Below are 12949 nucleotides of genomic sequence, written 5' to 3' on the forward strand. Positions count from 1 at the left end.
ATGAAGTTCACGACCCGGCGGTCGGCTGCCCTGGCAGCCCTCGCGATGACCGCAGCACTGGCACTCGCAGGATGCTCCTCGGAAGACGACGGCGGATCCGGAGGCGACGAGACCGGGGGCGGGGGCGGCGACGTCTCGGTGGTCATGCTGCCGAAGAACCTCGGCAACCCCTACTTCGACACCAGCACCAAGGGCGCGAAGTCCGCCACCGAGGAGTTCGGGGGCACCTTCTCCGAGGTCGGCCCCGACACCGCGTCGCCCGACGCCCAGGTGTCGTTCATCAACACCGCGGCGCAGCAGGGCACCAAGGCGCTCATCGTCTCGGCGAACGACCCGCAGGCGATCTGCGACGCGCTCGACGAGGCCCGGCAGGCCGGGACGAAGGTCGTCACCTTCGACTCCGACACCGACCCGGCGTGCCGCGACCTGTTCATCAACCAGGCGTCCCCCGAGGGCATCGCCAAGGTCCAGGTCGACATGATCGCCGAGCAGATCGGCGACGCCGGCGAGATCGCGATCCTGTCCGCGAGCGCCAACGCCACCAACCAGAACGCCTGGATCGAGCTCATGGAGCAGGACCTGGCCGACAACCACCCGGACATCACCCTGGTGGACACGGTCTACGGCAACGACGACGACCAGACGTCGTTCGACAAGACCGCCGCCCTCCTGCAGTCCCACCCGGACCTCAAGGGCATCGTCTCGCCGACCACCGTGGGCATCGCCGCGGCGGCCCGCTACGTCTCGACCTCCGACGCCAAGGGCGAGGTCGCCATCACCGGCCTCGGGACGCCGAACCAGATGCGGGAGTACATCGACGACGGCACCGTCACCGAGTTCGCGCTGTGGAACCCGGAGGACCTCGGCTACCTCGCAGCGTTCGCGGCCGACGCCCTGGTCGAGGGCACCATCACCGGAGAGGAGGGCGACACGTTCACCGCCGGCGACCTCGGCGACTTCACCGTCGACGCCGACACGACCGTCCTGCTCGGCGACCCGTTCCGGTTCACCAAGGACAACATCGGCGACTTCGACTTCTGAGGAGGTCGGTAGGTTGGCGGGGTGAGCGCACCGGAAGACGCACGGCACGACGAGGCGGCTCCCCGGCGCGGCTACGCCAAGGGGGCCGCCCGCCGAGCGCAGATCCTCGACCAGGTGATCCGGATGGTCGCAGAACAGGGCGTCGACGCGTCCTCGCTCCGGTCGATCGCCGAGGCGCTGGGGATCTCGCACGCCGCGCTGCGGCACTACTTCCCCACCCGCGACGACCTCCTCGTCGCCGTCTACCACGAGCACGAGGCGCAGCGCGGTGGCTCCGGCACGTCGCCCGCGTCGGCGGTCGGGGGCATGCGCGAGAGCGCGGTGCTGAACCGGGAGGTCCCCGGGCTGGTGCAGCTCTACACGACCCTCGCCGGGAACGCGGTGCAGGAGAGCCACCCGGTCACGCGGGAGTTCTTCCGGGCCCGTTTCGCGCGCCTGCGCGCGGACCTCGCGGAGCGCGTCCGGGCCGACCAGGAGGCCGGGCGGATCGACCCCGACGTCGACGCCGGCGAGCTCGCCGCGCTCGCCATCGCCGCGTCGGACGGCATCCAGGTGCAGTGGCTGCTCGACCCGGAGGCCGTCGACGGCGCGCGGGTGCTGCAGCTGCTCGAGCGGCTGGTGCCGCCCCCGGCCACGCCCGCTGATTGAGCCTCTCGAAACCCGCCCCGCCGGTTGAGCCCGTCGAAACCCGCCCGCCGGTTGAGCCCGTCGAAACCCGGTTCGTGGTTTCGACAGGCTCAACCGGCGGGCGCTCAGACGGACGCCGACGCCGGGTCGAAGTCCTCCGGCAGCGGCGGGATCGGGTCGACCCTCGAGGCGATCTCGACGGCCGTCCCGGACTCGGCCGCGTCGCGGATCCCGAGGAGCACGTCGAGGACGTGCAGCGCGACGGCGCCGGAGGCGCGCTCGGGGCGGCCGTCGCGGATCGCGCGGGCCAGCTCGACGACGCCGGTACCGCGGCCCGAGGTGGAGCCGGTGGCCTCGAGCGTCGTGGGCTCGTCGCTCCCGTAGCGCCAGAGGGTCGAGTCGCCGTCGAAGTTGTTCGGGTCCGGCAGCACGATGGTGCCCAGCGTGCCGTTGATCTCGACGAAGCCGGCCCGCGGCAGGGCGTGCTGGAACGAGAACGTGGACTGCGCCGACTGGCCGCCGCGGAACGTGATGAGCGCGGCGTGGTGGGTCGGCACCTCGACCGGGAACGTGGCCCCGGCGCGCGGGCCCGACGCGATCGTCCGCTGCTCGACGGACTTGGACGACACGGCCTGCACCCGGGACGCGCCGCCGAGCGCGTGCACCAGGGTCGTGACGTAGTACGGCCCCATGTCGAACAGCGGGCCGGCGCCCGTGGCGTACAGGAAGTCGGGGTCCGGGTGCCAAGCCTCGGGCCCGGGCACGTGGAACATCGTCGTTGCGGTGAGCGGCTCGCCGATGTCCCCGCGGGCGATGGCCCGCAGAGCCGTCTGGATGCCCGCGCCGAGCACGGTGTCCGGCGCGCACGCGACGCGGAGGCCCTTGGTCTCGGCGGCGGCGAGCAGCTCGGCGGCCGACGCGTGGTCGGTCGCGATCGGCTTCTCGCTCCACACGTGCTTGCCGGCCGCGACGATCTGCTGCCCGACCTCGGCGTGCACGGCCGGGACCGTCAGGTTCAGCACGATCTCGATGTCGTCGCGGGCGAGCAGCTCGTCGACGGTGCCGGCGGACGGTACCCCGTACGCCTCCGCCTGCGCCTGGGCCCGGTCGAGCCGCAGGTCGGCGACCATGCGGACCTCGACGTCGGCGAACTTCGTGAGGTTGCCGAGGTACTGCGTCGAGATGTTCCCGGCACCGATGATGCCGACGCCCACCCCGCTCACTTGTCGTTCTCCCGCAGCCAGACGAAGGAAGAGGCGATGCCCTCGAAGATGTCGCCCGCGTAGGAGTCGAACTCGACCACGCGGATCGCCTGCGGCGCGGCGGCGAGGATCGCCGGCACGTCGACGTCGCCCTGACCGGCCGGCACCTGGTTGTCGAAGGCGGCCTTGAGGGCCTCCGGCACCACCAGGGCGCTCTCGCTGGACGGCAGCACCGTGGCGATGTCGCCGGACACGGTGCCGTCCTTGACGTGGATCGCGACGACCCGGTCCCCCAGGGTCTTCAGCACGGCCGCGGCGTCGGCGCCGCCGACGGTCGCCCAGAACGTGTCGACCTCGAGTACCGCCTCGGGGGCGAGCTGCGCGACGAAGAGCTCGTAGACGGGCCGGCCGTCGACCTTGTTGGCGAACTCCCACTGGTGGTTGTGGTAACCGAAGCGCAGGCCGTGGGTGGCGGCACGGGCGGTCAGCTCGTTGACGCGGTCCGCGATCTTCTTCGCGTCGTCGGCGGTCTGCCAGCGGTCGGTCGGGACGAACGGGTCGATGACGATCCCGATCCCGAGCCGGGCGGCGGCGTCGAACACGACGTCCGGGTCGACGGCGTCGATGACGGCGGCGTGACCGGACGGCGCGGTCAGGCCGTTCGCAGCGAACGCGCGCTCGAAGTCGGCGACGCGCTCGACGAACGCGTACGGCTCGACCTGCTCGTACCCGATCTCGCGGACACGGGCCACGGCGCCGTCGAGGTCGGCGGCAATGGCATCGCGCAGCGAGTACAGCTGCACGGACGTGGTGGACATCTGGAGCTCCTTTGGCGTGGTCGTTGGGGCGACTTCCGTCGCCCCGCATGCAGAAGTACGCCGCGGTGCGCCGGAAGCCTTCGCAGAGCCTACTCCCAAAACCTCACAGTGGAAGGTTTCTCTGGGAGCCCGCCCCCGACGTCGACGCCCGTCCATGACCGGACTGAAGACGCCACGTTGCATCACTCCTCGAGCACCGACACGTTCACCCCGCCGCGCCGTGCTGGCGGCCGTCGGCTGTATGAGCGCCGCGGCCGCGCTGGCCGTGGCGCCCGACCTGGTCAGTGATCGACGGGCCCGCGGCTGGACAACCCGTTCGCGCCCAAGGTCTGAGCCCTCCCGATGAGTTCGGCTCCGGTCACGGGTCTCCCCTCGTGACCGGAGCCACCCGTCAGGAGGAATCATGGGCCTCATCCATCTCGAGGTGTTCGCCACCCTCGATCTCGTCGCGCAGGCGCCCGGCGGCCCCGAGGAGGACCCGCAAGGGTTCGCCTTCGGCGGCTGGCAGGCACCGCTGCTCGACGAGGTCGCGGGGGCGCAGATCGCCGCCGCGTACGCGGAGGGGACGGACGCCCTTCTGCTCGGACGGCGGACCTACGACATCTTCGCCGCCTACTGGCCGCACCAGGAGGACGACTTCGGCACCCTCTTCAACCGCATCCCGAAGTACGTCGCCTCCCGCGGCACCCCCGACCTCACCTGGGCCGGGTCCTCCCGGCTGGGGCCCGACCTGCCCGCCGCCGTGCGCGAGATCCGCGACCGGCACGAGCACGTACGCGTCGTCGGCAGCCTCGACCTGGTGCAGACCCTCCTGCGGGAGAAGCTCTTCGACCGCCTCAACCTCTGGGTGCACCCGATCGTGCTCGGCGAGGGCAAGAAACTCTTCGACGGCGGCGGCGTGCCCACGAACCTCACGCTCCTGGAGCCACCGGCCGCCAGCCCCCTGGGCGTCGTGTTCCTGCACTACGGCCTCGCCGACGGCGTTCCCGCCACGGGCGACATGGCCCAAGGCTGAGGCCCGGGCCCCACGACGAGGGCCGTCACCGCCGCCGTGCGCCCGGCGGCGGGTCAGTCCTGCGGCGGACGCCGCATCCGCTTGACCCCCGCACGGCGCTTCTTCCCCTCGATCCGCCGCTGGACGGACCCGCGGCTCGGCCGCGTCGCACGGCGGCGCGGACCGGGCGGGGCGAGCGCGTCGCCGACGAGGGCGGTCAGCCGATCCCGCGCGGCCTCCCGGTTCCGCAGCTGCGCGCGATGCTCCGACGCCACGACGGTCAGCACTCCCCCGACCAGGCGGCGCTCGAGTCGCTCGAGGATCCGGGCGCGCTGTGCGTCGCTCAGGACCCTCGAGGCCGCGACGTCCCACGACAGCTCGACGCGCGAGTCGGCCGTGTTGACCCCCTGGCCGCCGGGACCCGACGAGCGGGAGAACCGCCAGGAGAGCTCCGACTCCGGGATGGCCAGCGTGGGCGTCACACACAGACCGGGGCGGGCGTCGTCAGGCACGCGACCATCATGCCCGGCGCGCGGCAACGATCGCGCGCCGCACCCGGCAGCACGGCTCAGAGGCCGCCTCCCCAGCCTCTCGCAGGACAACACGATCTACGCCCACAACGGCATCTCCGCTTCGGCGTCCCCACTGCTGGACCGGCTCGTCGACCGCGGTGATCTCGGGCAGCGGGACGCTCCCGCAGTTCCACCGCGAGATTCCCTGGAGCAGCCCCGTCATCGCGCGGGCCCAGGAGCTCGAGCGAGTCCACTGGGGAGCCCCGCGCCGCGGCCGAGGCCGTGGCGCGGACCGTCACCGCCACGATCGTCAGCAACGTCGTCATCGCCGCGACCGTGCTGACGCGTGCCTGACGCCACCCACCCGTTCCATCCTCGAGCACGACGAAGGCCCGGACCCGCTCGCGGAGCTCCGGGCAACCACCTGGAGCGATTCGTCCGAGGGGTCGCGACCGGCTCCTGCGCGCGGCATGATCGTTTCGTCTTGCTGACTCGACCACGGTGACAACCACCCGCACCACAGGTGAGTCGTCGCCAGACGGGAGAAGGCACTGTGCGCACAAATGCTCGTCGCAACGTCGCGACCGGCGCAGCGGCCGCGCTGTTGACAGTCGCGTTCGTCACCACCGGACAGGCGTCCACCACGGACGGCCCACCTCCGGACGACAGATTTCAGAAGGTCACGCTCAACGACCGGCCCGGCGAGCCGATGGACCTCGCCGTGCTCCCCAACAACGACGTCCTGCACGTCACTCGGGCCGGCGAGGTCTGGCTCAACGAAGCGGCCACCGGGGTCAACCGCATGATCGCCGAGCTCGACGTCTACCAGCACGACGAGGAGGGACTGCAGAGCATCGCCCTCGACCCGAACTTCGACGGCAAGACCAACCGCTGGATCTACATGTACTACTCGCCGCCGTTGGACACCCCGGTCGACGACCCCTCGACCCCCGACGTCAACGAGGGCGACGCGCCCGCGACGGGGACGCCGGAGGACTTCGCGCCGTTCGAGGGACTCATCCGGTTGTCGCGGTTCCAGTACCACCGCGGCGAGATCGACCTCGGCTCGGAGCAGCAGATCATCGACGTCCCGGTCGACCGCGGCATGTGCTGCCACGTCGGCGGCGACATCGTGTTCGACTCCGACGGCAACCTGATCCTCTCGACCGGGGACGACACCAACCCGTTCTCCTCGGACGGGTACACCCCGATCGACGACTCCCCCGGCACCAACCCCGCGTTCGACGCGCGCCGCACGGCGGGCAACACCGACGACCTGCGCGGCAAGCTCCTGCGGATCACGCCGAAGCGCGGCGGGGGCTACACGATCCCGAAGGGCAACCTGTTCAGGCCCGGCGCTCCGGACACCCGTCCGGAGATCTACGCGATGGGGCTGCGCAACCCGTTCCGCATCGAGATCGACCCGGACACGGACGCCGTCTACGTGGGGGACTACTCCCCCGACGCCGGCGAGGCCGACCCCGCGCGCGGTCCGGCAGGGCACGGCAAGTGGACGATCGTCGACAGGCCGGCCAACTACGGCTGGCCGCTCTGCGCGACGGCGGAGCTGCCCTATGTCGACTACGACTTCGCGACGGGGCAGTCCGGCGAGCCGTTCGACTGCACCCGCCCGGTCAACGACTCCTCGCACAACACCGGGAGGACAGTGCTCCCACCGGTCCTGCAACCGGATGTCTGGTACTCCTACGGCGTGTCCGCCGAGTTCCCCGAGCTCAGCGTCGGCGAGGACGACGGCATCGGACCGATGGCCGGCCCGGTGTACCAGTTCGACCGGAAGGACGCCCAGCGGCCGCGGGCGGTCGCATGGCCGTCCTACTACGACGGCGTCCCGCTGTTCTACGAGTGGACGCGCGACTACGTCAAGGCCATGCACCTCGACAGGCGCGGCGGGCTGGCAGAGATCGAGCCGGTGCTGCCCTCGTTCGTGTTCGACAACCCGATGGACATGGAGTTCGGGCCGGACGGCGCGCTCTACGTCCTCGAGTACGGCGACGGGTACTTCGCAGAGAACCCCGACGCACAGCTCGCGCGGTACGACCACATCGGCCGCGGCGGGAACCACAGCCCGGTCCCGGTCATCGGTGCCGACGTCACCTCCGGCCTCGACCCGCTGACGGTGACCTTCTCCAGCGCGGGGACGACCGACCCGGACGGCGACCGGCTCCGTTACGCGTGGGACTTCGACGGTGACGGCGACGTCGACGCGCGTGGACCCGACGCGACCCACACCTACGACGAGCCCGGCGTGTTCCGCGCCACCCTGACCGTCACCGACGTCGGCGGGCGGGACCGCGGACGGCACGCCTCGGCCGACGTCGACATCGTCGTGGGCAACGAGACCCCGCAGGTGAGCTTCGTGACCCCGGTCGAGGGCCAGGAGTTCTCCTTCGGGGACACGGTGACCTACGAGGTCGCGGTCACGGACGACCAGCCGGTGGACTGCGCCCTGGTCGAGGTGACCTTCGTCGTCGGGCACGACGACCACGGCCACCCGCAGACCACCGCGTCCGGTTGCACGGGTTCGATCGTCACCACGGTGCCGTCGGGCCACGACCCCGGGAACGACACCCTCCGCGGCGTCTTCGTCGCCGAATACACCGATCCCGGGACCGATGGCCTCCCCGGCCTCACCGGCAGCGACGAGGTGGTGCTCGTGCCCACCGAGTGACGGCACGACGGGTGCCCGGCCGGCGATGGCCGGGCACCCCCCTTTCCTGATGCCTCAACGAAGAGGAGTCGAATCATGTGTTACGGCTACGACGGCGACGAAGCGTTGCGCCGTTCGCTCGACACCCCGGGCGCGCCCGCGCCCGCTGGCCCTTCCCGTCGCGCGTTGCTGCGGGTCGCCGCCACCGGAGCCGCCGGGCTCGCCCTGACGGGCGCCGCCGCGGGGACCGCGGCCGCACACCCGCACCAGCACCGGTGGCCCTCCAGGGGCCGCCGGGTTCCGCCCGGGCGCATCAGCCTCCAGCTGTGGACGGTGCGCGAGGGCCTCGGCGAGCCGTGGGGACCCGGCGTCTACGACGAAACCCTCACCGCCGCCGCCCGGACCGGCTATCCACGGGTGGAGCAGGCGCTCGGCTACTTCGGCAGGACGGCGAGAGAGCTCCGCGCCTTCTACGACGACATCGGTCTGCGAGCGACGTCGTCGCACGACGGCATCTCCGAATCCCGGGCGGCCATGCATGAGAAGTTCCAGAACGCCGTCACCCTCGGCCAGCGCTACGTCGTGGTGCCGTTCCTGGACTCGGCGTCCCTGTCGGACTGGACGCAGTGGGCCGACCAGATGAACCGGGAGGGCCGCGTCGCACGGCAGTACGGACTCGCGTACGGCTACCACAACCACGCCCACGAGTTCACCACCGATCTCGGCGGCGGCATCACGCCCTGGGACGTGCTGACGTCTAGGCTCGACCGCCGATACGTGCACCTCGAGATCGACATCTACTGGGTCGTGACCGGCGGCGTGAACCTTGGGCTGTCCAACGACGCCGCCCAGCGGTTCGCCATCCGCACCATCCGCAGGTCACCGCTCCGCGTGCGGCAGTACCACGTCAAGGACCGCCACACCACAGGCCCCGAGGAGACGAGCCACGCCGACCTCGGCACGGGCTTCATCGACTTCGAGCGGTTCTTCCGCGCGCAGGAGGTGGAGGAGTACATCGTCGAGAACGACACCCCGGACGTGACGTACCTCCAGACGGCGGACGTCGGGTACGACTACCTCAGGAGGATCCGCTTCTGATCACCGATGCACGGCGGCGCCGATTGCAGTCAGATCAGCTCGATGTCGAACTGGCCGTCCTCGACGACGAGCGGCCCGCAGGCGACGTCGAGCTGCGGCACGGTGTTCTGGCTGACGGGAAGGCCCCCGATGATCTGCGCCGCCTCGGTCGGCTTCAAGCCCGCGCCCGCGGTGTTCACCGTCTGGACGTAGAGGTAGTGCTTCCACTCGCCGAGCGGGACGTCGATCGCCTGCATCGCGCCGGTGTACAGGCAGCCGTGACGCAGGATCCGCACCGCGCGCTCGATGAGCTTCGGGTCGTCGATGCGCTGCAGGGTCGCGACGAGTCCCGTGAGCGCCTCCTCCTTCTGCGCCCGGACGGGCTCGCGGAGCACGACGGGATAGGTGCTGTCGATCCCGCTGGGGGCCAGCAGGGCAGTCACCTGGAAGCTGGAGCAGCGGCAGCGCTTGACGATGATCGCCCGTGCCGACGCCGTCGTGCTGCCGGCAGTGTCCCGCCCCTCCGACGCCGGCCCGGGCTGTTCGCTCGTCACCTCGGGCGGTGCGCTCACGAACTGGCCGAGCCGCACCGGCGCCGGGCCCGTGCGCCGGGAGAACGCGGCGATCTCCTCGGGGGTGAGCTCCACGTGCTCGTCGGGCCGGTCGCCGCGGGGTGCGCAGCGCTCGGGGAGGATGAGCGCATAGAGCCGGATGGTCTCGCCGGGCGCGTAGTGCGTCCGGTCGGTGAGCAGCAACTTGTCCGTGAGGACGTGCGGGTTGACCTTCGACTCGCTCACCTCGTGGGTGAGGTCCGCCGCCGTCGTGTGCCGCGTGTACTCCCAGTCCGTGTCGACGGCGAAATGCGTACCGGGAACGGGCAGAGTGGGGTACTTGAGCGCGACCGATGTCGACTCGCGCACCGTCAGCGCTCCGGCGGGTGGCACCGTCGCCTCTTGCCCGCGCCGGGTCGGGTCGATCTCGTCGCTCAGTGCCGCCGCGACCACGGCCGCGACCGCTGCCCCCGCGAGCACGGTGCCGACGGTGGTGTTCGGTGAGTCCAGCCGGAAGAAGTGCAGCGGGTTGCACACGTCGAGCTGGAACCCGATCTCGAGCGAGTCGTCCAGCCCGACGGGGGACGGCTGCACCACCTGCGTGCCGGGCGCGCCGTCGAGCACGTGTTGGTTGCTCAGGACGAGCGGGTCGCCGCTGGTTCGGTCGAAGACGACCGACCCCAGGGTCCCGTACCAGAACGGCTTCGTGTTGACACCGACGGTGATCCCACCGACAAGTGGGTCCTTGCGGTCGTCCCGCGACCCCGACGCGCCGGTCGGGCGCAGCTGCGGCAGTTCCCGGACGTCGGTCAGAACGCCGTCGATCTCCCGCGGCACCTCGCGAAGCTGACGGCGTTCGAGCTGCTCGCCCGTGAGCTTGCGCGCCACGAAGAAGGTCAGGGCGACGGTCCGGTAGTCGGTCGTCCCGCCCGTGACCTTGTAGGCCACGCCGATCCCGGTGACGTTCGGCTCGGCCAGCCACGCCTCGCGGATCCGGTCGAGGGCGGCAGCCGCGGCAGTCTGGGACGCGACGATCTCGGGGGCCTCGGCCGGGGCTCCCTGCTCGACGACGTCCACCGGGACGCCGCCGAGCTCGTGGGGAAGCGCGGGCACGTCGTCGGCCTCGAGCTCGTCGGGGCTGCGCTTGGTCCTGACCGTCACGACGACGGCGAACTCGTCGGTGACGACGCCGCCTCGTCGTCGCGGCCCGACACCGACAGCGATCACGCCCGGGATCCTGAGCAGCTCGGTCTCGTGCGCCTCGGCGGCGGCGATCGCGGCGGCTACGGCGTCGTCGAAGGTGTTCATGGCGGGTCCTCCGAACGTGGGTGCGGGTCAGGTGTTGAACCGGATGCCGAGGCGGTCGACCACCTCGGTCAGGGGGTTGCCGACGGCGGAGACGCCCAGGTCCTCGGTGTCGCCGGCGAAGTTCAGGGCGACCGGGCGCTTCGTCGCTAGATCGACCCATGCGGAACCGGAGTCGCCGCCCTGGGACAATGGCTGTTCCATCCCTACGATCTGCTCCACGAGCACCTGGTTCGTGAAGCTGACCGTGCCTGAGATGGTGTCGTGGGTGTCGTAGGGGACGTTGGTCGCATAGGTCACGCTGGTCACGACGCCGCGCGTCGTGCCGCTGCGGCCACCGGACTTCCAGACGACGTTGCCCACGGTCGGCGGTCCGACTCCGAAGGCACCGTTGTCGGTGCGGTCGAGAGAGATCACGCCTCCGAGCGCCTCGATCGGCTGGCCGTTGTTGACGTCGTCGCCCTGCGCGTCCTGCGATCCGAGGTCGAGGCCGCGCGAGCCGTTGAGGCTGCTGACCGCGGCGTCGACCCCGTTGGTCATGGCGTCGCCGTTGCGCAGGACGGAGCCGATGACGTACTGCGGGTCCTGGCCGGCGCTGACGTAGTCGTAGACCAGGGAAGCGATCGCCAGCAGCACCGCGACGATGATCAGCACCACCTTCCACCACGGGTCCTCGAACGCCAGCGGCCCGAGCTGCCCCGCGTAAGCAGGGTTGGGCTCGATCGAGTACTCGATGGCGAACGGGAGCCAGCCGACGGGCTTGACCCGGCACCAGCCGTCGCTCCCGCTGCCCCCGCCCCAGCCGCCGTCGTCGTGGCCGCCGTCCCCGTGGTCGCAGGGGATGCACGGGCCGCCGGGGTGGTCGCAGCGGCCTCGGCAGGGGTCCTGCCCGCCGCAGTCGCGGCACTTCGTGTCCGACGGTGCTCCACAGCATGCCAGCACGAGGTCGCGCAGGCGGGAAAGTTCGTCGTCCTCGCCTGAGCCGTGGCCGGACGTTCCGGGCCTTCCGCCGCCGGGCCGGGTTGCGGCGTGCCGCCCGGCCGCGACCTGGTTCAGGCAGGCGATGAGGTCCTTTGCCGCGTCATTGGCGGCCTTGAGGTCGACCACCATGGAGGTCACCCGCGCCCGCAGGCGGCCCTCGGGTACGTCGCAGACGAGCTCCTTGGTCACCGGGTCGAACGAGCTGCGGCTGATGAAGATCTGCTTGCGCACCACGCGCGAGGGCTCGTCGAAGCGCGGGTCGAAGGCTGCCCGCTGGGCGACGAACCCGATGGTGGGTTTGGACGGCCCCGCGGCCGCGACGTCGAGCTTGAAGTAGACCGTTGTCGTCTCGCCGACGTCGAGATCCGGCACCAGGACGTAGCCGCCGTCCACCACCTGGCCGAACGCCTCTTGCTCGCGGGGCTGCCAGTCGTCGTGCACCACGATGCCTTGGGCGGCCAGCGAGGCACGGGACTGCGGCGAGATGCCGATCTTCATCCCCGTCGCGGGGAAGGTCGACTGCCAGTCGAAGAACCAGGAGTTGCGCACGGTCACGCCCATGTACTGCACGCCCTGGGAGGTGTCGAAGACCCCGTCGGGGAGCATCACCTTGCTGCCGCGCTCGACGGCGAACGGCCGCTGGTCCACCGCGAACGGCGCATCAAGGCACTCGAACCTCACCGTGAGGTCGTCGAAGTCGCCGTCGCGCTTGTCGGGAAAGTTGTCGTCCGCCCTGAGGAAGCGTGCGATCACCAGCGGACTGGTCTGGCCCACCGCACTGATGACCCCGCTCGGCTGCCAGCCGGAACCCTCGCCGTCGTTCCACTGCAGCTCGACCTGCGCGTCCGAGAACTCGAAACTGTTGCCGACGACGCCGTTGTAGGCGCCGTTGCCGCTCCCACCGCTGGTGACCAGCACCCGCTGGCCGAAAAGAGCCGTCCTGCCGGTGACCGTTCCGCGCCACCGACCCTTGAAGAACTCAGCCATCGTCGTGCCTTCCGCCAGCGTGAGTCATGCGGCCGGCTTGCCGGGGACGGCTAGGCCGACGCGTCTACAAAGAAGAGAGTTGCTGGGTTCTCCGAGTGATACAGGCCGGGCGGGCTCGAACGCAGGCGAACCGGCTCCTCGCCGATCCGGCCCGGGGGCGTACCGTCCAGGGCCAACTCCTCTTCC

10 protein-coding genes are annotated in these 12949 nt (G+C 71.0%); 5 read left to right on the plus strand and 5 right to left on the minus strand.

Annotation, left to right across the window (positions count from 1 at the left end; translation table 11 throughout):
• Together rhaS and AC1C2W_RS08035 are read left to right on the plus strand one after the other, a co-directional pair.
• On the plus strand, window positions 1–1041 hold the full coding sequence (gene rhaS / locus AC1C2W_RS08030) for a rhamnose ABC transporter substrate-binding protein (protein WP_495412828.1): 1041 nt from the start codon (window positions 1–3) through the stop codon (window positions 1039–1041).
• A gap of 21 nt (window positions 1042–1062) precedes the next feature.
• Window positions 1063–1689, plus strand: coding sequence for a TetR/AcrR family transcriptional regulator (locus AC1C2W_RS08035; protein ID WP_495412829.1), 627 nt, complete (start codon window positions 1063–1065; stop codon window positions 1687–1689).
• 104 nt (window positions 1690–1793) lie between these two features.
• Here AC1C2W_RS08035 and AC1C2W_RS08040 read toward each other — a convergent pair whose 3' ends face one another.
• Complete coding sequence (locus AC1C2W_RS08040) at window positions 1794–2891, minus strand: Gfo/Idh/MocA family protein (protein ID WP_495412830.1); 1098 nt, start codon at window positions 2889–2891, stop codon at window positions 1794–1796.
• Complete coding sequence (locus tag AC1C2W_RS08045; protein WP_495389248.1) at window positions 2888–3688, minus strand: sugar phosphate isomerase/epimerase family protein; 801 nt, start codon at window positions 3686–3688, stop codon at window positions 2888–2890. The genes AC1C2W_RS08040 and AC1C2W_RS08045 overlap by 4 nt, the downstream gene beginning before the upstream one ends.
• 403 nt (window positions 3689–4091) lie before the next feature.
• On the opposite strand from AC1C2W_RS08045, the gene AC1C2W_RS08050 reads away from it, so the two are divergent.
• Window positions 4092–4703: a dihydrofolate reductase family protein gene (locus AC1C2W_RS08050; RefSeq protein ID WP_495412831.1), complete on the plus strand. Its 612-nt coding sequence runs from the start codon at window positions 4092–4094 to the stop codon at window positions 4701–4703.
• Between the two features lie 53 nt (window positions 4704–4756).
• Here AC1C2W_RS08050 and arfB read toward each other — a convergent pair whose 3' ends face one another.
• Window positions 4757–5194, minus strand: coding sequence for an alternative ribosome rescue aminoacyl-tRNA hydrolase ArfB (gene arfB / locus AC1C2W_RS08055; RefSeq protein ID WP_495412832.1), 438 nt, complete (start codon window positions 5192–5194; stop codon window positions 4757–4759).
• Window positions 5195–5747: 553 nt separating this feature from the next.
• On the opposite strand from arfB, the gene AC1C2W_RS08060 reads away from it, so the two are divergent.
• Both AC1C2W_RS08060 and AC1C2W_RS08065 read left to right on the plus strand, forming a co-directional pair.
• The gene (locus tag AC1C2W_RS08060; protein ID WP_495412833.1) at window positions 5748–7883 is read left to right on the plus strand and encodes a PQQ-dependent sugar dehydrogenase; all 2136 of its coding nucleotides are present in this window, start codon (window positions 5748–5750) and stop codon (window positions 7881–7883) included.
• A gap of 75 nt (window positions 7884–7958) precedes the next feature.
• The gene (locus AC1C2W_RS08065; protein ID WP_495412834.1) at window positions 7959–8960 is read left to right on the plus strand and encodes a sugar phosphate isomerase/epimerase family protein; all 1002 of its coding nucleotides are present in this window, start codon (window positions 7959–7961) and stop codon (window positions 8958–8960) included.
• A 29-nt stretch (window positions 8961–8989) separates the two neighbouring features.
• On the opposite strand, the gene AC1C2W_RS08070 is transcribed toward AC1C2W_RS08065, so the two are convergent.
• A complete protein-coding gene (locus AC1C2W_RS08070) occupies window positions 8990–10798 on the minus strand; it encodes a hypothetical protein (RefSeq protein ID WP_495412835.1) in 1809 nt (602 codons plus the stop codon).
• A 27-nt stretch (window positions 10799–10825) separates the two neighbouring features.
• Window positions 10826–12763 carry a hypothetical protein gene (locus AC1C2W_RS08075; RefSeq protein WP_495412836.1) on the minus strand — a complete coding sequence of 646 codons (1938 nt, stop codon included), beginning with the start codon at window positions 12761–12763 and terminating at the stop codon, window positions 10826–10828.
• Window positions 12764–12949 lie beyond the last annotated feature (186 nt).

It is taken from the genome of Isoptericola sp. Y581 (genome assembly GCF_059445475.1).